Genomic DNA, 23,467 nt, shown 5'->3' on the forward strand with positions numbered 1-23,467 from the left:
CAAACACAATTGAGCGGATAACGCCGATGCCCCGTATAGTCGATACCGCCAAGCAGACCCGGCCGAAGTTCCAGTCAAGATCGCTCAGCGTCTACATGGAGAGCGACAGCGGGCTGGCCGCCCGGCCATGATTGTGATGCAATCGCCTTCCACCACCCCTCGCGCGCTGGCGCCCTCGCTGACCGTGAAGCCTCGTCTGATCCGCCGCCTGCTCCTGCCCTTACCGATCATCCTGCTGATGCTCGCCTGCGGGTATATCGCCTATTACACCAGCGTACAGATCGGTATCCGCGCCCTGGCCGAGAGCGGCGAACGCCAACTCGAGCTACACGCTCGCGCGGTCGAAAGCGAGATCAGTACCCACACCTATCTGCCCAGCCTGCTCGAGCTGGAGTCCAGCGTCAGCCGCCTGCTACTGAACCCCACCGACTACCGCCGCGATCAGGTCAACGATTACCTTGAGGGCCTGAATCGCCGTAGCGGTAGCCGCGCGGTCTACGTACTCGACCGCAAAGGCCGGGTGCTGGCCACCAGTAACTGGCGCGACGCCGACAGTTTCCAAGGCGAGGACCTGGCTTTTCGCGCCTACTTCCAGGACGCCATAAAGGGCAAACCAGGGCGCTTCTACGGCATCGGCAGTACCACCGGCGAGCCCGGTTACTACCTGGCTCACGGCTTGCGTCACCAGGGCAAAATCATCGGCGTGGCGGTGGTGAAGATCCGCCTCGACCCCCTGGAGAAACGCTGGGAACGGGCGCGTCTGGAAGCCTTCGTTAGCGACGAGAACGGCATCATCATCCTCTCCAGTGACCCAACCCGCCGACTTAAGGCCGTGCACCCCCTCAGCGCCGAGACCAGGGCGAAACTGGCCGACAGCCTGCAATACCACTGGACCACGCTCAAGGAACTGCAACCCCTGACGCGCCAACGCTTCGCCGCCGATGCCGAACTGCTGACCCTACCCGCCAGCGGCGAAAACGCTGGCGAAGAGCAGCCGATCAGTTACCTGGCGCAAACCCGTCGTCTCAACGATCCACCCTGGGACTTCACCCTGCTTTCGCCGGTACAAGATGTACGCCGTGAAGCCGCCAGCCACGGCATGCTGGCGGCGGTGGCCTGCGCCCTGCTGGCCTTCCTGCTGATCGCCTGGAACGAACGGCGCAAAGTGATCGCCACCCGCCTTGCCGCCCGTGAGGCCCTGCTGCAGGCGAACAACGAACTGGAACGCAAGATCGCCGAGCGTACCGCCGACCTGCGCTCCAGCAACGAACGCCTGAAGGCGCAGATCCGCGAACGCCAGCAGGCCGAAGTCACCCTGCGCAAGACCCAGGACGACTTGGTGCAGGCCGGCAAACTGGCGGTGATCGGGCAAATGTCCACCAGCATCGCTCACGAGCTCAACCAACCGCTGGCCGCCCTGCGCACCCTTTCCGGCAACACCGTGCGTTTCCTGCAACGTGGAGCCCTGGACACCGCCAGCAGCAACCTCGCCACCATCAACGAACTGGTCGACCGCATGGGTCGCATCACCGGCAGCCTGCGCGCCTTCGCCCGGCGCTCCGACGACAGTGGCGATGCCCGCCTCGGCAAGGCAGTGGACGCGGCGCTGTTTCTCCTGCACCCACGCCTGGAGCGCACGCCACTGCGGATTCACCGGGCCTACAGCGACGCTCGCCTGGCCATCGACCAGACGCGCCTGGAACAGATTCTGGTCAACCTGATCGTCAATGCCATCGACGCCATGCACGGCCAGAGCGACCGCCAGCTCTGGCTCGACGGCCACGCACAAGACGGCCACTATCGGCTCCAGATCCGCGACAACGGCCCCGGCATTCCCCCCTCGGTGCGCGTGCATCTGTTCGAGCCGTTCTTCACCACCAAACCGGGCGAACAAGGTCTGGGCCTGGGTCTGACTCTGTCGGCCAGCCTCGCCGCCGCTGCCGGCGGCAACCTCAGCGTGCAACACCTGGAAAACGGCGGTACCGCCTTCGAGCTGAACCTGCCCCTGCTCCACCAATCTCCTGCCGAGCCCAGCCGTGATGAATGACAACTTGACCGTCCTGATCGTCGAAGACGACCCGCATGTTCTGCTCGGCTGCCAGCAGGCCCTGAGCTTGGAGGACATTCCCTGCGAGGGCGTCGGCAGCGCCGAGGAAGCCCTGCAGCGGGTCGGCGAGAACTTCGCCGGCATCGTCATCAGCGATATTCGCCTACCCGGCATCGACGGCCTGGAACTGCTCGCCCGCCTCAAGGCCCTTGATCGCAGCCTGCCGGTGGTACTGATCACCGGCCACGGCGACATCTCCATGGCCGTCGGCGCCATGCGTGACGGCGCCTACGACTTCATGGAAAAACCCTTCTCCCCCGAGCGCCTGGTGGATGTGACCCGCCGCGCCCTGGAGCAACGCGGGCTGGCCCGAGAGGTCTCGGCGCTGCGCCGCCAGTTGGCCGGACACCAGGCCCTGGGGGAACGCCTGCTTGGCCGCTCACCGGCCATGCAGCAATTGCGCGAGCTGATCGCCAACATCGCCGACACCTCGGCCAACGTGTTGATCGAGGGCGAAACCGGCACCGGCAAGGAACTGGTCGCCCGCTGCCTGCACGATTTCAGCCGGCGCAAGGATCACCAATTCGTCGCCCTGAACTGCGGCGGCCTGCCGGAAAACCTGTTCGAGAGCGAAATTTTCGGCCACGAGGCGCATGCCTTCACTGGTGCCAGCAAACGCCGCATCGGCAAGATCGAGCACGCCAACGGCGGCAGCCTGTTCCTCGACGAAATCGAGAGCATGCCGATCAACCTGCAGATCAAACTACTAAGGGTACTGCAGGAGCACAGCCTGGAGCGCCTCGGCTCGAACCAGAGCGTGGCCGTGGACTGCCGGGTGATCGCCGCAACCAAGGCCGATCTCGATGAACTGGGCAAGACCGGGCAATTTCGCAGCGACCTGTACTACCGCCTCAACGTGGTCACCCTGGAGTTGCCGCCGCTACGCGAACGCCGAGAGGACATCCCGCTGCTGTTCGAGCACTTCCTCCAGCAATCCTCGCTGCGCTTCGACCGCGCCGCGCCGGAACTGGATCGGCAAACCCTGTCGAGCCTGATGGCCCACGACTGGCCGGGCAACGTGCGCGAATTGCGCAACGTCGCGGAACGCTTTGCCCTGGGCCTGCCGGTGTTCAAGAAAAGCGGACTGGCGGCGGAAAGCAGCGGTCCGTCCTTCTCCGAGGCGGTGGACGCCTTCGAAAGGAGCTTGCTCAGTGACGCCCTGGAACGCCACAGCGGTAACCTCAGCCAAGCCAGCCAGGCCCTGGGCATGGCCAAGACCACACTGTTCGACAAGGTGAAGAAACACGGGCTGCAATAAATGAAAGCGGCCTTCTTCGGGTGAAGAAGACCTGAAACTCACAGACCCATCTGCTTACTGATGATCTCGTTCATCACTTCCCGCGTGCCGCCGCCAATCGAGAGAATCCGGTTATCCCGGTACAGCCGCTCCACCAGGCTTTCGCGCATATAACCCATGCCCCCGGCGATCTGTACCGCGTCGTAGACGATGCGGTCGGCGATATCGGTGGCGAAGTTCTTGGCCATGGAGATTTCCTTGATCACCGATTTACCCGCCGCCATTTTCGCCGCCTGGCGGTAGGTAAACTCGCGGGAAACCTCCAACTGCGTCGCCATCTCCGCCAGCCGGTGTTTGAGCACCTGAAATTTGCCGATCGGTTTTCCGAACGCCTCGCGCTCCCGCGCCCAGGTGAGCGATTCCTCAAGGGCCAGTTCGGCGGTCATATTGGCCATGATCGCCAACGACAGCCGCTCGGCCTGGAAGTTGGCCATGATCCCGGCAAAGCCCAAGTTTTCCACGCCAATCAGGTTTTCCACCGGCACCTTGCAATCATCGAAGAACAGCTCGGCGGTGTCCGACGCCCACCAGCCCATCTTCTTCAGCTTGCGGCCGACGCTGAAGCCCGGCGTGCCCTTCTCGATCAGCAACAAGCTGACGCCGCCAAACCCCTCGCCGCCGGTGCGCACTGCCACCGTGTAGTAGTCGGCGCGCACACCGCTGGTGATAAAGGTTTTGCTGCCGGTCACCCGATAAAAGTCACCATCGCGCACCGCGCGGGTTTTCAGGTTAGCCACATCCGAGCCACCAGACGGCTCAGTCACCGCCAGCGCCATGATCTTCTCGCCAGAAAGCACCTGTGGCACAACGCGCTCACGAATTGCCGGCTTGGCCCACTTCACTATCGGTGGCAGGCCGATATCCAAGGAGCCAAGCCCAGCCACCAAGCCTCCGGAGCCGGAACGCATCAGCTCTTCACTGGCCGCAACCTTGGCGAACAGATCGCCCTCATGGCTGCCACCAAACTGTTCCGGATAACCTATCCCGAGAATCCCGGCGGCGCCGGCCTTCAGGTACAGCTCACGGGGGAATTCCTCGGCCTCCTCCCAGTCGGCGATATACGGCAGGATTTCCCGCTCGACGAAACGCCGCACGGAGTCGCGCACCAGTTGATGGGATTCGTCGAAGTATTCCTGATAAGCGGGCATGGCCAAGCTCCGGATAGGGGTTTCCCGACCATACCGAGCGCTTGCTTGGTTTTCAAGATGAAGCATTGGCCAACGCACAGGGCGATAGCGCCTACCCATCGGAGGCAAGTGGCCTGTACGGCTAGTTGGTTAACTCAAGTTCGGATGCCTGGAGTCCTGAGACAAGGCGCAGTGACGAGTCATAGCTGGGCTATGGCGGGGAGCGGCAACGCAGTATCGGGGCTTCAGGCGCCGAAATTGACTAATGGAACTAGCCACACAGGCCACTAGGCACGCTGTAGGGTCGGGCTAACGGTGAGCGGCTGACCGGGCAGGCGCTCTATGCCCGCCTGCGCAAATCAGAGGTTGATCGGTCTACGCCCGGCCAGGGCATGCGCCAAGGTGCCGCCATCGACCAGTTCCAACTCGCCACCCAGCGGCATGCCGTGGGCGATGCGTGAGGTGATCAGGCCTTTGTTGGCCAGCAACTGAGCGATGTAATGGGCTGTCGCTTCACCTTCAACCGTTGGGTTGGTGGCGAGGATCACTTCGCTGAATGCGGCCTGTTCGATACGCGCCAGCAGGTCAGGAACGCCAATGGCCTCCGGACCGAGGCCATCCAACGGGGACAGGTGCCCCTTGAGCACGAAGTAGCGCCCGCGATAGCCGGTCTGCTCGACCGCATACACATCCATCGGCCCCTCCACGACGCAGAGCAAACTGTCATCGCGGCGCGGGTCAAGGCACAACTGGCAGACATCATCTTCACTGAGCGTGCGGCATTGCTTGCAATGGCCAACGCCCTCCATCGCCTGCGTCAGCGCCTGCGCAAGTCGCAGAGCACCACTGCGATCCCGTTCGAGCATCTGCAGGGCCATGCGTTGCGCAGTCTTCTGCCCCACTCCCGGCAGAATGCGCAGGGAGTCGATCAGTTGGCGAATCAGCGGGCTGAAGCTCATGCCGGGAACATCCAAGGGAAGGAAAGACTATTTCGAAAACACCGAACCTGTAGGAGCGAGCTTGCTCGCGAAGCTTTGAAGCCGCGCGACACTATTCGCCAGCAAGCTGGCTCCTACACGACGCAACAATCCTGTGCGCCGACTGGGCGGCACGCAGCCAATCAGAATGGCATTTTGAAGCCTGGGGGCAGTTGCATTCCGGAAGTCATGCCAGACATTTTGTCTTGGCTGTTCTGCTCGATTTTGCGCACGGCATCATTCACCGCAGCAGCGATCAGGTCTTCGAGGACTTCTTTGTCTTCCTGCATCAGGCTGTCATCCAGGCTGATGCGTTTGACGTCATGCCGACCGGTCATCACTACGCTCACCAAACCAGCACCGGATTGACCGGTCACTTCGGCGTTCGCCAGCTCTTCCTGCATCTTCTGCATTTTTTCTTGCATCTGCTGCGCCTGCTTCATCAGGCCGGCCATGCCACCTTTCATCATGGGAATCACCTCAAAAAGTTGCCTTGAAAATTACTGCGCGGCGCATCTGCTGCGTTGCGCGGTGCTCACTTCCTCGCCGTACTGCTCGTACTGTCTCGTCGTTGCGCGCCGGGCGCCTTGCATATGCGCCTGCTCGCTACATTTTCAAGACAGTTTTTCACGCAGTCCCGGGCTCAACGGGTTCAATCGTACCGTCGCGAATCACCGCGGCGAACTGCTGAATCATTTGCTGCACCAGCGGATCGCCATGGATCGACGCCTCCGCCGAGCGCTGGCGATCTGCGCGCTTACGCGAGGCAGCCTGCGCCGGGGTTTCCTGCTCGGGCTTACGCAGCTCGATTTCCAGCGTTAGCGGACGCTCATGGTACTGATTCAACGCATCGTTCAAACGGCGATGCTGGGTCGTATTGAACAGCGCGCTTTGTGCAGGGTCCAGGTGCAGGCGCCAGGTATCACCTTCGATGGCGACCAGCGTGCAGTTGGCGGCAATGCTACCGGTCAAGCCGGTTATGCCCAGACGCGGAAACAGGTCCAGCCATTCAGCCGCCAGGCCAGTGGCCGGCTGCGCCGCAGGTTGCGGTTCCGCTTCGATGGCTGGCGCTGCAGCACCGACCGACTCCAGAGCATCGAGGTAGGCATCCGCCTCGCCATCGACCTCGTAATAATCCTCATCCGGGAGCGGCGGCTCATCGTCGCGCTCAAGGTCATTGCCGCTCTCAAGGTCATTGTCATTCGACATGGCGAAAAACTCAGCCACCCCTGGAGTGGGAGCTATGCCAGATGCCGCTGGCTCGACTGCCAGCTCGGTCTCGACCACCAGCGAAGGAGCGCTAATGCTCGGCTCATTCCAAGGCAGGTCAACTACCTCCGCCACCGGCGGTGCCGGCGCTACGGGTGCGGGCACCGGAGTGACGAGTTGTGCGGCAATGGCGGCCGGCTCGACTGGCGGCGCAGCAACTATAGACTCGACCGGATTAGATTCGACCGGTGCGGCAGGTGCAACAGCAAGTGACTCGACAATAGGCGCCGCAACTGCAACAGGCTCGAGTACAGGCGCAGGTGCAACAACGGGCGCTGCCGGTGGAACCGGAGCTGGGGCGAGCGCAGCGGGAGTGACAGCCATAGCCGGTGCCGCAATAGCAGCCCCGGCCACTGGGTTGGGTCTGGGATCAGCAGTGGCCTGGCTAATCCCTAGCGGCTTTAGCGCCACCCTCGGCGCGTCATCCGTATCCGCCGGGCGGAAGGCCAGCATCCGCAGTAGCACCATCTCGAAGCCACTACGCGGATCCGGTGCCAGCGGCAAGTCTCGACGACCGATCAGGCCCATCTGGTAATAAAACTGCACATCTTCGGACGGCAATGCCTGCGCCAATGCCAGTACGCGATCACGGTCTCCCTGGCCATTATCGACCGCCTCTGGCAGCGCCTGGGCGATGGCTACGCGGTGCAACACATTGAGAATTTCCGCCAGCACGCCGTTCCAGTCCGGGCCTTGCTCGGCCAGGTGGCGCACCGCTTCGATCACGCCACGTGCATCGCCTTCAAGCAGTGCCTGCAACACACCGTAGACCTGGCCGTGATCGAGCGTACCGAGCATGGCGCGCACATCCGCAGCCAGTACCTTGCCCTCGCCAAAGGCGATGGCCTGGTCGGTGAGGCTCATGGCGTCGCGCATCGAACCGTCAGCCGCGCGGCCCAGCAGCCAGAGCGCATCCTCCTCGAAGGGTACGTTCTCGACGCCAAGCACATGGGTCAGATGCTCAACCACCCGCTCCGGCGGCATGTTCTTCAGGGAAAACTGCAGGCAACGCGAGAGGATGGTGGCCGGCAGTTTCTGCGGGTCAGTCGTCGCCAGCAGGAACTTGACGTGCGGCGGCGGCTCCTCAAGGGTTTTCAGCAGGGCGTTAAAACTGTGGGTCGAGAGCATGTGTACTTCGTCGATGAGGTACACCTTGAAACGCCCACGGCTCGGCGCGTACTGCACGTTTTCGAGCAGCTCGCGGGTATCTTCGACCTTGGTACGGCTGGCGGCATCGACTTCGATTAGGTCGACAAAGCGCCCCTCGTCGATCTCTTTACAAACCGAGCAAACACCACAGGGTGTGGAGCTGATACCGGTTTCGCAATTCAAGCACTTGGCGATAATCCGCGCGATAGTGGTCTTGCCCACCCCGCGGGTGCCGGTGAACAGATAGGCATGGTGCAGGCGCTGACTATCGAGGGCATTGATCAGAGCCCTCAGCACATGAGTCTGGCCGACCATTTCGCGGAACGAGCGCGGACGCCATTTACGTGCAAGAACCTGATAACTCATCGAAAACCGTCGCAGCTGGGGAGCAAGAAGTCGGCTAATCCTAGCGGAGCATGGGGCAAATTGCACCCGATGCGCGGCCCTCTCTGAGCAAGCCGAGCAGTACTCGGCCTTGCGAGCAACAGTCCGAGCCGTGTTACAGGACCTCTAAGCGCGAGCTGCAGCCTCTGCCCACTGGCGGCAACCAAAGCAGGCCCTCCAGACTGACGTGGAAACGCCTGTGCGTGAGCTGCACATATGAAATAGAGACGGAAGAGATTGAATAGATAGCGGCGTGCTGATGCTGAATGGCCACTTGAAACTGGAGGCAACCCCACCAGCCACACCCCGGCACACAATGTCACCGCTGCGGCTGCTCCCTTCCAGGCCTGACCGGGTGGCATGCAAGCATGCTCGCTGATCGTTGCGGAGCGTCTAGACCGGGCGTTATGGCGTTATAAGGTTGCTGCTCTCTACTGTGTTCCTCGTCAACACAGGCAGTCAGAAAATCGGGGTGTAGCCAGCACTGTCACACTTTGCTGTAACACTTTGGTGTCACACCCATGGCCTACATGATCAAGCGCGGAGCGCTCTACTACCTGAATCTCAAGCTACCCAAACACCTCTTCCCGAGGTGTCACACTTTACGTTTGAGCCTGAACATTAGGCAGCGCCAAAGCGCCCTATTCCTTGCCGCGTCATTGGCTCAGCGAGTGCACAACCACCTGCTTGAACACCCCATGGCAGAACTTCAGACGCTTCGTGCCTTGTGCTCAGAATGGCGAGACTCCAGCCCTACGCCAACGATCCAACCTGCTGCACGGAAAGCGCCAACCAGTTCACCAAAGCGGAATAGCGATGGCCCTACGCTAGCCACTCTGTCCAAGCTCTATATAGAAGAAGGGAAGCGTGGCGGTACATGGCGGACTGTCAGCACATTCGAGGTTGAACGTGCCTTACGCGATCTATTCGAATTGATGGGTGATATGCCTGCGTCAGCCTTCGACGTAGAGCAAGCACGCACCCTCAGCCTCTCAGCTCGCCACCGCCTGTCACCGTCGCACCTGCCCACGTACACGCAGCGTATGCTGAAGGTGTCCCGTAAGCGGACAGTAAGCCATCGCAGCCCTTCCCCTTGGGCATCACAAATTGCGGTGGCTTTCTTATTTCCAGTGCGGCTCGGGTAAGCGTGGGAGAACGTCCCAGGAAGGACTACGCCTCGATATTCCCTGCCAGCCTCGGTTAGCCGGTTAGAAGTATCGAAATCAAGATTGCAACTATAGCTAGCGTCGTAGACACTTTAAATTGAAACTGGCCTTCAAGCTCAGTCAGGCTTGACTCATAGTTCTTGATAGCCCCCACAAACATAGAACGGGCTTGTGAAAGAATCTGAATTTGAGCACTTTTCATAGATAGTTCATTAATGGTGCCCTGCGGGCTAAGGTGCTTGGTGTATTGTTCATCCAGCTTTAAAAGTATTTGAAAATGATTGCGCACCTTTTCTTTATGCTCATTAATCACTGAGCGGCTAAAGATTTCTCTAAGCCCAGATGATGCAGCAGCTAAAGCCTCGTTATCCTGCAAGACAATTGAGGCGCTAGCTGTGTAATTTTTTATTAGGTCTTCCATGCAGGAGAACTCCTCTTGAATTTCATTGAAGCATAGCTTATCCGCAGCCCTTGAGGTAAGGATCGGCTAAGCTCCAATAGAGTCAGCATGAGCATTGAAGGGGAATGAAATGAAACTGAGCGGATGGCAACGGTTGTGGGTGGTGTTCTCCTTTGTTCTCGGCGTTATACCTGTATCGTTGGTGATGGCGTTTTGGCCGAACGAAGAAAGCATTTACTACCATTGGAGGTTTGAAGCGCTTGATAAAACCAAGCAGTTAATCTGGGATAAAGAAGGTCGCTCCGTAACCTACGATGACCTAATGCCTATGGATGAAACAAATTTTGAGGCGGTCAATGCTCTGAGGCATTACAGGCTAAAAGCCATCTCAAGGGATGCTGAATTTCAGAAGGCGTACATTGAGCGCGTTAGGGAAGTGAATGCGAAGTACGAGAAAGAGCTTGACCAGCTTCCGTTTGAGCAATTCTTAACGGTAGTTCGCGGTTTTCTTGGGTGGGTTGCGGTATGCCTTGGGTTTTACGCTTTAGGTTGGGCCATCGCTTGGGTAATACGCGGATTCAGAAAACCGCAAGCGTAAACAATAGGCCCGGCCTAGTAGTTTAAATAATCTTCTAGACTGGCGGCCCATCCTTTATCACGAGCCTTCTGAATCGTCACAGTGGCATTTTCAACTGCCTGTATCAATTCATCCTTTGTACAACTCTTATCAATCTGTACCTCTTCCTTTTCAAAGTTGGTGACGAATTTCTGAGCTTCGGCGATAAGCTTTGCACATGAATCGTCAGGCTTCAGCTTCGGCCTCCATTCATTCTCAAGCTCCAAAGCACACATGCTTGTCCTTAATTCAAGATCAAATGTGTGATTGCACCCTGAGCCGTATGTTACTCCCGCATGAAGTAGAACAGGAAGCAGAGTCAATGATGATAGTTTCATACCGATTGATTCCTGCTTGATCGTATTTATGAGTTTAGCTCAATCAGGTAGTAAGAAAAGCCCCTGCGATGCCGGGGCTTTTTCTTTTCAAGTCGGGAACATCGGTGATGTAGTTCAATTCTTCATTTTTAGGGAAGTTCGGAGGGCTTTCAATTCTTCCGGAGTAGTCCGTTTGAAAAGCCGGACGTGCTTCCCCTCTATTATCTTACGGGTGCCGATCCAGTTTCCGCCAAACCACAAGACAAACAAGTGCTCATCATTAAACCCTCTAAACCCCGCCGTGTCCCTTGGCGTAGGATAAGTGAACCAACCTGTTGTTAGCGCCATTTCACTTTCTGTCTGCCACGACTGGCTAAGTTTCGCCGTCTCTCCCAGCACCGTTCTTATAGATCTTTCGTCGTTGATTGTGTATTCCGCAATATTGCACATCGATTGACCTTGGCAAACTTTCACCTCCTTAATTTTCGATGAGTCTGGAATGTCTATCGTCTCTGACCCGCAACCAGCGATAAAAAGGAAAGTGGCGAATGCGATTACTCTCAAAGTGACCCCCAGCGGTGCATGACATTCCCAGTGGTATAGCCCAAATCCCGAACAACAGCATTAACAGGGAACGAAGCGCATAGCGGCCGTGCTTCCAGAATGTCCCGCTGAGCATTATTTCTGGCTGAGATTTCCCCGTTTAAAACATGGGGTCAAAAAAATTTGGGGCGGGGGGCATTGAGTTCTGGTGACAAACGATCTTCACATCGTGGCGTTGTCGTTCGTCGCTAGGGGAGGATTTGCTCTGGTAGCCTGTGCTCCATGTCAGCGCCTTGGGGAGTGAGCTTCTGTGAAAAAATTGATTAAGCGTGCATTGCTGGCTGCGGGTGGCGCTGCTCTGCTCGCCATCCTCAAAAAAACTATCGACTACTACTTCGACCCGAGTCTGCTTGAAGGCGTGTTTGCTAGCATCGTATTGCCCATCAAAACCTATGTTTCGTGGTGGGCTTCTTTCTGGCCCTTACCTCGATGGCTAGTGGTGTTCTTCTCACTGGCAATGCTGTCCGCCGTTGGGCTGCTACTTCATACGCTCAGGAAGCAGAAGCAATCGTTGCAGCTGGCTAGCGATCGAATCTCTGAATTAGAAAACCCTTCAAGACCTCAGTTGCCTCGCCTTAGCGCTGACCAGAGGCGTGTGCTGACTACCATTTCGTCCTTAATCGAGAAAAGAAAGTTTCCAACCTTTAAGGATTTGAGGGATGAAACTGGTTTTAGCCACCTTGTGACCGAAGGCGCCATCGATGTTCTTATGGAAAAAGGGCTAATACATTGGCGAGGAGGTGATTTTAGCGAATATCGCGCCTCTTTAACTCCTGCTGGTCGGCGCTACCTATTGAGTCCAGAAATCAGCTCCGAGTATTTGAGCCAAGGCGCCGAGCCCACTCCCCACTGATGGGCGTCGTTGTGGTGTAGGCGATAGCCAAGAATAGATAGCCAGAGGGGAAGCGGAGGGGGGTTGAGTAGTATAATTAAACAGTACAACCCAGAAACAAAAAGCCCAGTAACCAATTGAATTACAGGGCTTTTTTAATAATGGCGGGGAGATAGGGATTCGAACCCTAGGTGCCATCGCTAACACAACGGATTTCGAATCCGTCCAGCTCGACTAATCAGTCGCCAACAGATTTTAAAAATAGAGACAGGTAAAAACGAAATTGGAGAAACAGACTTGAGCGAGCTACGATGACCAGCACGGTGCACCACTTAGGTGTACCTAAACGCTGTCACACTCTGCATTTTTTGACTGATAAATCCTATTAAAATCAAGGATTTATAGATTGGAGGCAACCCCACCAGCCACACCCCAGCACACAATGTCACCGCTGCGGCTGCTCCCTTCCAGGCCTGACCGGGTTCACGGCTGATCGTTGCGGGGGGACCGATGGGGTCACCATAACGAAACCCGCCTAGCGGCGAGCCGCGCCATTGTACCGGCTTGTCGACAACTTACAACTGTCCTCGCGCGATTAAAAAAGTATTCGCGACAAGCACTTGGATTCCTTATACGCAAAAGTGCCCAACCAACGGCGCCAGCCCAGGCCGCCTCGTTGGCCGCATTCCACGCCAGCAAGTGAGTCTGCTCGGTGATCCCTTTCTAATCCGCGAATACTCGAAGCCTCGGGCTTGCCATGCCGGCAGTCGACATATACGCTAATCCGCATATACAGCTGAGAACCCAGCCATGCTGACGCCCGTTCGCCTGTTCAAAGCCCTCTCCGATGAAACGCGTTTGCGTTGCCTGGCACTGATTGGCTCTGGCGAGCGCTGCGTGTGCGAGCTTACCAGCGCGCTGGATCTGGCTCAGCCAAAAATCTCCCGGCATCTAGCCCAGTTGCGTAGCAGCGGGGTCTTACTAGATCGACGCCAGGGACAATGGGTGTACTACCAAATCAACCCTGCCCTGCCCGACTGGGCCAGCGTCATCTTGCGCGAAACCCTTGCCGCCTGCGCCCATGAGCCGCGCTTTGTCGAAGACGCCACCCCGAGCGAGCCTCAGGGGGATGCAGCTTGCTGCGCCTGAGGCTTTTCGCCGCCCCTAAATATCCGGCTATCCGCATAGGCGAATAAGGAGACCACTATGAAACGTCTGCATATCCACATCGGCGTCGCCGACCTCGATCAGGCCGTCGCCTTCTACTCCGGGCTGTTCGCCAGCGAGCCTAGCGTGCGGCACGACGACTATGCCAAATGGATGCTGGAAGATCCGCGAGTCAATTTCGCCATTTCCACCCGCTCGGGCCAGGTAGGTCTCGACCATTTGGGCATTCAGGCGGAAGACGCCGAAGAATTGGCCGAGCTGGAAAACCGCGCCAAGGCTGCCGGTACGCCGGTCGCCGCGGAGAGCGGCGCCTGTTGCTACATGGAGTCGGACAAATACTGGACGGTCGACCCGGCAGGCATCGCCTGGGAGCAGTTCCATTCGTTGAATGCCATCCCGACCTTCAACCGCATCGAAGCCAAGGCCAAAGACAGCGCCTGCTGCGCACCCAAGGTGGAAAAGCCGCGTGTCGTCATCAAGAACCGCGAACTGAGCTGCAAGCCGGGCTCCGGCTGTTGCTGAGCCATCAACGAAACCCCATCGCTAGCAGAGCTCGCTCCAATACCAGCTTCTGTAGGAACGAGCTCTGCTCGCGATAAACGCCCCCAAGGACACCCAATGCATAACGTACTGATCCTCTGCACCGGCAATTCCTGCCGCTCGATCATCGGCGAAGCGTTGCTCAATCACCTCGGTACCGGGCGGTTCCGCGCCTGGAGCGCCGGCAGCCAGCGGACCGGCCAGGTAAACCCAGGTGCCCTGGCGATACTCCAAGAGCACGGCGTAGCCACGGCGGGTTATTACAGCAAGAGTTGGGATAGCCTCAGCGACACCCCCTTCGATCTGGTGATCACCGTGTGCGACAACGCTGCCGGCGAGGCCTGCCCGCTGTTTAGCGGCAAGGCGCTGAAAGCCCATTGGGGGATTGCCGACCCGGCGCATGTCGACGGCAGCGCCGAGGAAATCCACGCGGCCTTCGCCAAAGCCTATGAGCAACTGCACCGACGCATCGACAAGCTGCTCGCGCTGCCCCTCGAGAGCTTGGACGAGAACGCCCTGCGCACCGCGCTCAACCTGATCGGCAGCGAAACTCCATGAACGCCGCAGCGATGAGCATCTTCGAGCGTTACCTGAGCCTGTGGGTTGGCCTCTGCATCATCGTCGGCATCGCTTGCGGCCAGGCCATGCCTGCGCTGTTCCAAGTCGTCGGCGCAATGGAGATCGCCAAGGTCAATCTGCCGGTCGGCCTGTTGATCTGGGTGATGATCATTCCGATGCTGCTGCGGATCGACTTCACCGCCCTCCACCAAGTGCGCGAGCATGTGCGCGGGATCGGCGTCACGCTATTCGTCAACTGGCTGGTCAAACCCTTCTCCATGGCCCTGCTCGGCTGGTTATTCCTGCGTGAACTGTTCGCCCCCTGGCTGCCGGCCGAGCAGCTCGAGAGCTACGTCGCCGGGCTGATCCTGCTGGCCGCCGCGCCTTGCACGGCGATGGTCTTCGTCTGGAGCCGGCTGACTAATGGCGATCCGTACTTCACCTTGTCGCAGGTAGCGCTCAACGACCTGATCATGGTGTTCGCCTTCGCCCCGCTGGTTGCGCTGCTGCTCGGCGTATCGAGCATCACCGTGCCCTGGGACACCTTATTGACTTCGGTGCTGCTCTATATCGTCATTCCGGTACTGATCGCCCAGTTGCTGCGCAAGGCTTTGCTGGCCCACGGGCAAGCCACCTTCGACGCGGTTCTGGCAAAGATCCAGCCTTGGTCGATTGGCGCGCTGCTGCTGACTCTCGTGCTGCTGTTCGCCTTCCAGGGCAATGCCATCCTCCAGCAACCAGTGGTCATTGCCCTGCTCGCAGTGCCGATCCTGATTCAGGTGTTCTTCAACTCGGCGCTGGCTTACTGGCTCAACCGCAAGCTAGGCGAAAAGCACACCGTAGCCTGCCCGTCGGCCTTGATCGGTGCCTCCAACTTCTTCGAGCTGGCCGTCGCTGCGGCCATCAGCCTGTTCGGTTTCGAGTCTGGTGCAGCGCTGGCCACAGTAGTTGGCGTGCTGATCGAAGTACCGGTGATGCTACTGGTGGTACGCGTGGCGAACGCCAGCAAGGGCTGGTACGAGCGCGCTTGAAGCGCTAGCGCAAGAGTGGTTGCCGCCAAAGCCTGGCAGTCCCAAACACCCGCCAAGCCGCTAAACCGGCGAGCGCTGAAGTGCTGAAGTGCGACAAGCTTGCAGTACCGATAGTGCTCGCCAGCGGAACCAAGGCTGACAGCCAGGGTCACCTAGGTTTCGTGCTTGGCGTCTGGAACCTTGCAGCACACGCCAGCAATTAAGCCCGTGCCCCAGAGCCCGAACGTAAGCAATGGCCAAGCTGTGCCCCGCAAGCGGCAAACACTTTTGTGCTAGCGTGCGCCCTTCCCAGGCTCAGCAACGGTGGCCGGCTCAGCGCCAGACACCGGCCAGGAACCCGAACATTCATGCAACGGAGCAAGACCATGGCAATGACTAAAGACCAACTGATCACCGATATCGCCGAAGCCACCGACGCACCGAAAGCGACCGTGCGCGCCGTGCTGGAACAGTTGAGCGAGATCGTTAGCGATGCACTGGAGAACTATGACGAAATCACTTTGCCAGGCATTGGCAAGTTGAAGGTGACTGATCGCCCGGCGCGCACCGGCCGCAACCCACAAACGGGCAAGGCGATTGAAATCGCCGCGAAGAAAGTCGTGAAGTATGTGCCGGCTAAAGCACTGACTGACGCGATCAACTGAGCCACACCAGATAGTAGGGTGGAATCCCCGAAAGGGCTTCCACCGCCACGAACCGATTGATCGGCATGATTCGGTCTTGAATGAACGCCTCGCCTTGTGCGGAGCGCTCGTTTCTGCGGGATGGTGGATTGCGCCGCTGCGCGGCTAATCCACCCTACGCCACTAGATAGTAGGGTGGAATCCCCGCAGGGGCTTCCACCGCCACGAACCGATTGATCGGCATGATTCGGTCTTGAATGAACGCCTCGCCTTGTGCGGAGCGCTCGTTTCTGCGGGATGGTGGATTACGCCGCTGCGCGGCTAATCCACCCTACGCCACCAGATAGTAGGGTGGAATCCCCGCAGGGGCTTCCATCGCCACGAACCGATTGATCGGCATGATTCGGTCTTGAATGAACGCCTCGCCTTGTGCGGAGCGCTCGTTTCTGCGGGATGGTGGATTACGCCGCTGCGCGGCTAATCCACCCTACGCCATTCACTCCTCAGCCCGCGCGTTGCTTTTCAGCCGAGTGCAGGCTGTCAGGGAACCGCTACCGCGGTCACCTCAACGCCCGGCACGGACGCAACGGATTCGACCACAGGCTGACTCCCCCCCAACTGCCGGATCTGCCGGATCTGCTGGACCCTGCTCAGGTTTTCCCAAGCCGTGGCGTAATGCGCTGGCGACTGCTCGATCGCGCTGCGAAAGAACTGCTCGGCCACGTCCAGTTTGCCTTCCACCAGGCATACGTAACCGACATCATTGCTGGCTTCGGCACGCGTCTCGATCTGCTCGAAGGCGGAGACGGCCTCCTCATATCGCCCCATACGTGCCAGCAGCAACCCATAGTTACGCCAGAGCGGCTGGTAGGAGGCGTCGTAGCTCATACCACGCTGGTACATGCGTTCGGCTTCAGGCCACTGCCCGGCCATGTAATAGGAATATCCCAGGCTGTTGTGCACCAACGCGGAATGCGGCTCGATAAGCATGGCCAACCGATAATAGGCCTCGGCCTGCGGGAAGTCGTTGCGCAGATCCGCGAGCACCCCGAGCCCGTTGTAGACCTTGAGCGGCGACTGGCTGTCAACCTTGAGCTCTGCCACGCCAGGCAGGCTGTCGCCCTTGCCGTTACCCAGGCGCTTCTGGTCCACAGCAACTGCCTTGAACAGCAGTTCCTGCGCACGCTCGTGATCGCGCTTGGCCAGGTTCAGCAAGCCCATCTCCGTCAGGGCATCGAGATTGTCCGGATCATTCGTCAGCACATCGATGAATGCCATCTCGGCGAGCTGGGTATTGCCCCGTTCGCGGTGGATACGGCCAACCCAGACCAGAGCTGAATAGCGCTTCGGGTCCAGTTCGATGGCCCGCAGATACTGGAACAGGGCCTGATCCAGATTGCCTGCCTGGTAAGCCATCGCGGCCATCTGCATGCCCTGATCGGGCGAGTTGATCTGCTTCTGTACCTGATAGAGCACCGAATTGTCGCCGGTGTAGATCGAGCGGCTCCCGCTCGCCTGCTCCGGCCCCATGGTCTGACATCCTGACAGCACGGCCATCATGGCCAACAGCAGACTGTTCCTGTTCATGTCATAGCTTCCCGAAAACTTTAAACACCCCAATGATTGCAGGACCGATGGCCACCAGGAAAAAGCTCGGCCACAGACAGAAGATTAGTGGGAATACCAGCTTGGTGCCGATTTTTGCTGCCTGCTCTTCGGCGGCCTGCGTACGGCGGTCGCGAAACTCTTCGGCATAGATACGCAGGGTGGCGCCGACGCTGGTGCCGAAGCGGATGCTCTGCGCCAGCAAGCTGACCAGCCCGCGAATGTCCTCCAAGCCAGTTCGCTCGGCCAGGTGTTTGAGTGCTTCGGCACTGGGGATGCCGGCGCGGATTTCCGCATTGACCAGGGCCAGTTCCACCGCCAACTCCGGCTGGCTGACCGCCATCTCTTCGGCCACCCGCTCGATAGCCTGGGGCAAGGCCAGGCCCGACTCCACGCAGACCACCATCAGGTCCAAGGCATCGGGGAAGGCAACGAGCAGCCGAGTCATCCGGGCCTGCTTGCGCTTGTCGACATAGATTGCCGGCGCCAGCCAGCCCACACCGAATGCCGCAACCACCAGCGCAATGCCCATGATCAGGGACAATTTCGGGATAAGCGGCAAAGCCAGCAGCGTGAGGCCCACCAGTATTAGCGGCGACAGCAGGCGAACTGCCCAGTACATCTGCACCGCCGCGGGCGAGCGATAACCCGCGTGCGTCAGCAGAGTTCTGGTGGTCGAGGCCTGTCCCTGTTCACCGGAGGTAAAACGCTGGCCCACCTGCTCCAGCATCAGTTGCAGGTTGCTTGGCGCCTCCTGCCCGTGGCTCCCCCCGCCATGACCGCGTTTAATCAGCGTAAGGCGGCGCTGCACCGGATCTTGCAATCCCAACACCAGCAACGCCAGGGTAACCACAGCGAGCACCGCGCTCAGGCCGATGGCAGCGACGAACAACAGGCGCGCCAGCTCCTCGTTGCCCACCGCACGATTGAGCAGACTTAGCAGATAGTCCATGGCACCCTCCTCCCCTATGGCTTTTAGCTCTTAAGGAAACGTTGAAAAGTGATCTTCGTCGTTCCCGCGAAAGCGGAAACCCAGGCACTGCTGAACCCTGGATCCCCGCATGCGCTGGGATGACGACTATTTCAGACCTTCCTTAAACCTGGATACGGATGATTTTACGGATCCAGAAAATCCCGATCAGCATGGCAACAAAAGCCCCCATGACCAGCTTCTGCCCCAAGGGTTCCTTGATCAGCATGGGCAAATAGGTTGGGCTCGAGAGCACAATCGCCGCAGCCAACACAAAGGGCACAGCCACCAGTATCCAGCCCGACATGCGCCCCTCAGCCGAGAGGGTCTTGACCTTGCGCTGGAAGCGGAAGCGTCCACGAATCAGGCTGCTCAACCGCTCCAGCACCTCGGTCAGGTTGCCACCGGTCTCGCGGTGGATCAGCACCGAGGTCACCAGCATCATCACCGTCATGCTCGGCATGCGCTCCAACAGACCGAGCATGGCCCGGCGCACATCATTGCCGTAGTTGATATCAGCGAAGGTCAGACCGAACTCATGGGCCACCGGCCCCTTATGCTCCTCGGCCACCAGCTGCAGGGTCTCGTTGAACGGGTGCCCGGCACGCAGAGCACGGCACATGGCATCCAGAGCATCCGGCAGGCCCTCCTCGAACTGGGCGAAGCGCTTACCGCGGTCGCTGGAGATCTTCAGCACCGGCAACCAGAACACGGCCAAGGCCACTGGGATCGCCACCCACCAGAGTTGCGTGAACAACCAAAGCAGAATACCCGCGGCCACTGCCAAAACCAGCCCGAGCAGCAGCACCCGATAGGCGCGGTAGTCATGCCCGGCCTGCTCGATCATCTGCGCCAGGGCCTCCATAGCCGGGAACTGCTCCAGGCGGGCCTCCAGCGGCGACAAACGCTTGAGGTACTTTTGCCGCAACACTGTCTGCATATTCGGCAGGTTGCTGGCCCGCTCCAGTAGGTGCAGGCGGCTGCGAATACGCTTGCGCACCTTGCCTGCCTCACCGAACACCGGCACCACCAGCCCCTGACTGAGGAGGAAGATGGCGGTGAACACCATGCCGAGGAATGCCAGGATGAATTCACTGGGGATCTGATTCATGACTGGCCCTCCATCCATTCCGGCCGAAATAAGTTGAGCGGCAGCTCGATACCGCGTTTGGCCATCACGTCGCGGAAGGCCGGCACCATGCCCGTCGGGCGGAAGTCACCGAGCACTTCGCCATGCTCGCCCATGCCGCGGCGGACGAAAGCGAAGATCTCGGTCATGGTGATGATCTCGCCCTCCATGCCGTTGATTTCCTGCACGCTGACCAGCCGCCGCTTGCCATCCTCCTGACGTTCCAGCTGGACTACTACATCGATGGCCGAGGCGATCTGCTGGCGCAGGGCCTTGATCGGAAAGGTCGCCCCGGTCATCGACACCATGTTCTCGACCCGCCCCAGGGCATCCCGTGGGGTATTGGCGTGAATGGTGGTCAGCGAGCCATCGTGGCCGGTGTTCATCGCCGTCAGCATGTCCAGTGCCTCGGCGCCGCGCACCTCGCCGATAACGATGCGGTCCGGGCGCATACGCAGGCTGTTGCGCACCAGCTCGCGTTGGCTCACCTCGCCACGGCCCTCGATGTTCGATGGGCGGGTTTCCAGGCGCACCACATGGGGCTGCTGCAGCTGTAACTCGGCCGAATCCTCGATGGTGACGATGCGCTCGTTATGCGGAATGAAACTGGACAGCACATTGAGCATGGTGGTCTTGCCGCTGCCGGTGCCGCCGGAGATCAACACATTCAGCCGCCCGCGGACGATAGCCTTGAGCACCAAGGCGATGGCCGGAGTCAGGGTGCCCATCTGCACCAGGCTTTCGGTATTGAGCAGGTCCACCGCGAAACGGCGGATCGACATGCTCGGTCCGTCGATGGCCAGGGGCGGAATGATCGCATTGACCCGCGAGCCGTCCTTCAATCTGGCATCCACCAGCGGCGAGGACTCGTCGATGCGCCGCCCCAGGCTGGAAACGATGCGGTCGATGATGTTCAGCAGATGCTGATCGTCGCGAAAGCGCACATCGGTGCGCTGCAACTTGCCATGACGCTCGACATACACCGAAGCATGGCCATTGACCAGGATGTCCGAAACGCTGTGATCGGCCAGCAGTGGCTCCAGCGGCCCCAGACCGAGCACCTCGTCAGTGATCTGCTTGATGATCAGCTGACGGCTGCTGGCACTCACCGGCGCCGAATGCTCGTCCAGCAGGCGCTGGCTGATCTCGCGGATCTGCCGCCCCGCCTCTACCGGCTCCAGGGAGTCCAGCAGTGACAGATCCATGACCTTGAGCAACTGCTGGTAGATCTTCTCTCGCCACTCGATCTCCATCGGGGTGAGCTGGGTTCTGGTCTCGTAGAGTGCATCCGGCACACTGGCCTCCCAGGCCATGGGCGCGCTGGTGGAGTCTTCGCTCTTGATTTGTGCTTCCTGCTGGGCTGCCGGAACATTCTTGCCGGGCTGCTGACGCAGGCGATTGCGAAATTCGCTGAGCATGGTCTATCCCCTGAACAGTCGGCCAAAGGTACGTTTCAGCAAGCTCTGCTCGGCAGCCTCGGTGCCGAGCAACTCCTGACTCAGCTCGCGCATGGCGAGGGTCACAGGGGCCCGCGGCGCATGGAGCGCCAGTGGCACCCCGGTGTTCTGGCTTTCACAGACCACCGCATAGTCATTGGGTAGTTTCTGCAGATCCGCGCAGCGCAGCGACTCGGCAATATCCTTGAGGCTGACCGGCGAAGCCTTGTTGTAGCGGTTGACCACTACATGCAGGCGATTGCCCTGCACCCCCAGGTCGTCACGCATGATGCGCGTCAGGCGGGTGGCGTCTTTCAGATGGCTGAGACTCTGCTGCACCAGGATGTAGACCCGGTCGGCCTGCTCCAGGGTGACGCCGGTGAGGTGGTCGATCTGCCGCGGCAAATCCACCACCACCCAGTCATAGGTGCTGCGTGCCAAGCGCAGCAGAGTTTCCAACTGCTCCAGACGCACATCCTGCGACAGGCACAGCTCCCCGGTGCGTCCGCCGAGCACATGCAGGGTCGGGCTGAAATGGCTGCAAAAGCCGCGCAAGGCGACGCTGTCCAGCGCCTCGACCTGCTGCAAAACCTCCACATGGCTGTGCGCTGGTAGCACATCCAGGCAGTGGGCCACGCTGCCGAACTGCAGATCCAGGTCCAACAGCAGAGTTCTGCCGCCACGGGCACTGAGTTGATGGGCCAGATTACAGGCCAGCATGGTAGCGCCCGAACCGCCCTTGGCATTCATCACCGCGATGAGTTTGCCACCAGTCGTCTGCCCCGCCTGGGCCTCCATAAGCATACGGCCGAGTGCCACCAGCAACTCCTCTGCTGCCACCGGCTCCGGCAGAAAGTCACGGGCTCCGGCCTGCATCGCCAGGCGCATGCCCTCGCGCTCGTCCAGTGGCCCACAGACCAGCAGTGGTGGGCGCTCCTGCACCGGGTGCTGCAACAGCGCCGCCAGCTCCTCGCGCCACAAGTGGCTGACGCGCAGCAACAGAAAATCAGGCATCTGCTCCAGCCCATACAACGGATCGGTATGGCCGTTGCTCACCAGCCGCGTGATCACCTGCAAGCCGGGCAGGCGTTGGCTTAACGTTTTCAGATGGTTCAAGGCTGCGGCGTCGCGGCTGCTGATCAACAGGCGCAAGCCCTGCTTATTGGTAGAGGTGGTAATGGGAACTTCCCTAGTGCTCAACATGGCGTAATATCCCCCGCCTCGGCATGACGGCCGAGGCTTTCTCGAGGCATGGTTGACCTGAATGCTGGCAGGGCGAACACCCCACCGAACCCAGGTATAAGCAGGTTGAAGCTGAAGTTCGTTATCCGCAATTGAACATAGCGGATGGCGCGAAACCCGTTGACGCCGGTGAGATCGTTGGGACTGGCCACCGTAGCGCCGTTCACGTCCAGATAAGTCAGGCTCAGATCGGCCGTTCCCAGGTTATTGATCAGGCTACTGGCGCCACTGTCGGTGGCCGCATTGAAGATCGCCCGGCGCAGAATGATCGGGTCGCTGATGTCACACACCGCAGCCAGACGAGCGCCGCGACGCACGGTTTCATTCAGCGCATTGACGGTGAAATACAGCCGACCCATTTCCAGCACGCCGAACAGCAGGACAAACAGCAGGAGGCCGATGATGGCGAACTCGACCACGTATACCCCCTGCATGCGTTTTCTGTTCATCACAACGCCCTCATGACCACGGTGGATCTCAGCGCAATGCCGAGCGGGATGGGAGCGCCGAAAAAGCCTGGAATGGTGCCGCCGATCACCGGGCGAAAGGTGTAGGTGATGCTCACCTGTACATGGTTAGTACCTACTACCTCAGTGACCGAGACATCAGCGGCGGTCAGCCCCGGCACCACCGGGGGGTAGCCATTCGGGTTGGCAGGCGCGCCGTAGAGGGCGACGCTCTTGGTCTTGGACATCAGATCGGCGCTCAGGTCGACCTTACCAAGGGTAGCGTTCCAGGCCTGGCCGGCGACGAAACGCCCGGCGTCGCGGCTGGCCTGCAGCAGGCTGTTGTACTGGAACAGCAGGCGGCCGAACTCGCCAATGGCCAGCAGCAGCAAAAGCAACAGCGGCAAGGCGATAGCGAACTCCACCATCGCCACTCCACGCTGGGCCTGGGGCCGCTTGAACGCACGACGTCCCAT

Annotated in this window: 22 protein-coding genes, 1 other RNA gene and 1 pseudogene; 10 read left to right on the top strand and 14 right to left on the bottom strand. The window is 59.7% G+C overall.

All coding sequences use genetic code 11. The annotated features are described in order from the left end of the window. Positions 1-136 precede the first annotated feature (136 nt). Positions 137-2,047, top strand: a complete 1,911-nt coding sequence (locus D3879_RS16855) for a sensor histidine kinase (protein WP_119956336.1) — start codon at positions 137-139, stop codon at positions 2,045-2,047. Next, positions 2,040-3,365, top strand: coding sequence for a two-component response regulator AauR (aauR, locus tag D3879_RS16860; protein WP_119955430.1), 1,326 nt, complete (start codon positions 2,040-2,042; stop codon positions 3,363-3,365). The genes D3879_RS16855 and aauR overlap by 8 nt, the downstream gene beginning before the upstream one ends. Positions 3,366-3,403: 38 nt before the next feature. On the opposite strand, the gene D3879_RS16865 is transcribed toward aauR, so the two are convergent. The 4 genes from D3879_RS16865 to dnaX form a co-directional block, all read right to left on the bottom strand. Next, on the bottom strand, positions 3,404-4,552 hold the full coding sequence (locus D3879_RS16865) for an acyl-CoA dehydrogenase family protein (RefSeq protein ID WP_119955431.1): 1,149 nt from the start codon (positions 4,550-4,552) through the stop codon (positions 3,404-3,406). A 338-nt stretch (positions 4,553-4,890) separates the two neighbouring features. Beyond that, positions 4,891-5,490: a recombination mediator RecR gene (recR, locus tag D3879_RS16870; protein WP_119955432.1), complete on the bottom strand. Its 600-nt coding sequence runs from the start codon at positions 5,488-5,490 to the stop codon at positions 4,891-4,893. Positions 5,491-5,651: 161 nt separating this feature from the next. After that, complete coding sequence (locus tag D3879_RS16875; protein WP_119955433.1) at positions 5,652-5,978, bottom strand: YbaB/EbfC family nucleoid-associated protein; 327 nt, start codon at positions 5,976-5,978, stop codon at positions 5,652-5,654. A gap of 157 nt (positions 5,979-6,135) precedes the next feature. Continuing rightward, the gene (gene dnaX / locus D3879_RS16880) at positions 6,136-8,292 is read right to left on the bottom strand and encodes a DNA polymerase III subunit gamma/tau (protein WP_119955434.1); all 2,157 of its coding nucleotides are present in this window, start codon (positions 8,290-8,292) and stop codon (positions 6,136-6,138) included. 539 nt (positions 8,293-8,831) lie between these two features. Between dnaX and D3879_RS27190 the strand changes: the two are divergent. Next, a pseudogene (locus tag D3879_RS27190) lies at positions 8,832-9,296 on the top strand (site-specific integrase); the annotation flags it as partial. Positions 9,297-9,510: 214 nt separating this feature from the next. Here D3879_RS27190 and D3879_RS16890 read toward each other — a convergent pair. Continuing rightward, on the bottom strand, positions 9,511-9,897 hold the full coding sequence (locus D3879_RS16890; RefSeq protein ID WP_119955435.1) for a hypothetical protein: 387 nt from the start codon (positions 9,895-9,897) through the stop codon (positions 9,511-9,513). Between the two features lie 109 nt (positions 9,898-10,006). On the opposite strand from D3879_RS16890, the gene D3879_RS16895 reads away from it, so the two are divergent. Beyond that, complete coding sequence (locus D3879_RS16895; RefSeq protein WP_119955436.1) at positions 10,007-10,474, top strand: hypothetical protein; 468 nt, start codon at positions 10,007-10,009, stop codon at positions 10,472-10,474. 14 nt (positions 10,475-10,488) lie between these two features. On the opposite strand, the gene D3879_RS16900 is transcribed toward D3879_RS16895, so the two are convergent. After that, positions 10,489-10,830, bottom strand: coding sequence for a hypothetical protein (locus D3879_RS16900; protein ID WP_147411178.1), 342 nt, complete (start codon positions 10,828-10,830; stop codon positions 10,489-10,491). A gap of 832 nt (positions 10,831-11,662) precedes the next feature. Here D3879_RS16900 and D3879_RS16910 point away from each other — a divergent pair. After that, positions 11,663-12,265: a helix-turn-helix domain-containing protein gene (locus D3879_RS16910; RefSeq protein ID WP_119955439.1), complete on the top strand. Its 603-nt coding sequence runs from the start codon at positions 11,663-11,665 to the stop codon at positions 12,263-12,265. A gap of 395 nt (positions 12,266-12,660) precedes the next feature. Here the strand turns inward: D3879_RS16910 and ffs are convergent. After that, positions 12,661-12,757, bottom strand: an RNA gene (ffs, locus tag D3879_RS16915) — signal recognition particle sRNA small type. A gap of 297 nt (positions 12,758-13,054) precedes the next feature. Between ffs and D3879_RS16920 the strand changes: the two genes are divergently transcribed. The 5 genes from D3879_RS16920 (at position 13,055) to D3879_RS16940 (ending at position 16,184) form a co-directional block, all read left to right on the top strand. After that, positions 13,055-13,393: a metalloregulator ArsR/SmtB family transcription factor gene (locus tag D3879_RS16920; protein WP_119955440.1), complete on the top strand. Its 339-nt coding sequence runs from the start codon at positions 13,055-13,057 to the stop codon at positions 13,391-13,393. 57 nt (positions 13,394-13,450) lie between these two features. Beyond that, positions 13,451-13,933, top strand: a complete 483-nt coding sequence (locus D3879_RS16925; protein ID WP_119955441.1) for a VOC family protein — start codon at positions 13,451-13,453, stop codon at positions 13,931-13,933. 96 nt (positions 13,934-14,029) lie between these two features. Beyond that, entirely contained in the window at positions 14,030-14,509 is a 480-nt protein-coding gene (locus D3879_RS16930; RefSeq protein WP_119955442.1) for an arsenate reductase ArsC, read from the top strand. A gap of 11 nt (positions 14,510-14,520) precedes the next feature. Then, on the top strand, positions 14,521-15,540 hold the full coding sequence (arsB, locus tag D3879_RS16935; RefSeq protein WP_476644162.1) for an ACR3 family arsenite efflux transporter: 1,020 nt from the start codon (positions 14,521-14,523) through the stop codon (positions 15,538-15,540). A 365-nt stretch (positions 15,541-15,905) separates the two neighbouring features. Further along, on the top strand, positions 15,906-16,184 hold the full coding sequence (locus D3879_RS16940; RefSeq protein WP_119956337.1) for an HU family DNA-binding protein: 279 nt from the start codon (positions 15,906-15,908) through the stop codon (positions 16,182-16,184). A 519-nt stretch (positions 16,185-16,703) separates the two neighbouring features. Here the strand turns inward: D3879_RS16940 and D3879_RS16945 are convergent. From D3879_RS16945 to D3879_RS16975, 7 genes are all read right to left on the bottom strand, one after another. Then, positions 16,704-17,750, bottom strand: a complete 1,047-nt coding sequence (locus D3879_RS16945; RefSeq protein ID WP_119955444.1) for a tetratricopeptide repeat protein — start codon at positions 17,748-17,750, stop codon at positions 16,704-16,706. A gap of 1 nt (position 17,751) precedes the next feature. Then, the gene (locus tag D3879_RS16950; protein WP_119955445.1) at positions 17,752-18,720 is read right to left on the bottom strand and encodes a type II secretion system F family protein; all 969 of its coding nucleotides are present in this window, start codon (positions 18,718-18,720) and stop codon (positions 17,752-17,754) included. Positions 18,721-18,862: 142 nt separating this feature from the next. Beyond that, a complete protein-coding gene (locus tag D3879_RS16955) occupies positions 18,863-19,849 on the bottom strand; it encodes a type II secretion system F family protein (protein ID WP_119955446.1) in 987 nt (328 codons plus the stop codon). Continuing rightward, positions 19,846-21,285 carry a TadA family conjugal transfer-associated ATPase gene (locus D3879_RS16960; protein WP_119955447.1) on the bottom strand — a complete coding sequence of 480 codons (1,440 nt, stop codon included), beginning with the start codon at positions 21,283-21,285 and terminating at the stop codon, positions 19,846-19,848. The genes D3879_RS16955 and D3879_RS16960 overlap by 4 nt, the downstream gene beginning before the upstream one ends. 3 nt (positions 21,286-21,288) lie before the next feature. Continuing rightward, positions 21,289-22,506, bottom strand: coding sequence for an AAA family ATPase (locus D3879_RS16965; RefSeq protein WP_119955448.1), 1,218 nt, complete (start codon positions 22,504-22,506; stop codon positions 21,289-21,291). Continuing rightward, on the bottom strand, positions 22,500-22,994 hold the full coding sequence (locus tag D3879_RS16970; protein ID WP_119955449.1) for a TadE/TadG family type IV pilus assembly protein: 495 nt from the start codon (positions 22,992-22,994) through the stop codon (positions 22,500-22,502). The genes D3879_RS16965 and D3879_RS16970 overlap by 7 nt, the downstream gene beginning before the upstream one ends. Beyond that, the gene (locus D3879_RS16975; RefSeq protein ID WP_119955450.1) at positions 22,994-23,467 is read right to left on the bottom strand and encodes a TadE/TadG family type IV pilus assembly protein; all 474 of its coding nucleotides are present in this window, start codon (positions 23,465-23,467) and stop codon (positions 22,994-22,996) included. The genes D3879_RS16970 and D3879_RS16975 overlap by 1 nt, the downstream gene beginning before the upstream one ends.

This window comes from Pseudomonas cavernicola (assembly GCF_003596405.1).
In the GTDB taxonomy this organism is placed as follows: Bacteria; Pseudomonadota; Gammaproteobacteria; order Pseudomonadales; family Pseudomonadaceae; genus Aquipseudomonas; species Aquipseudomonas cavernicola.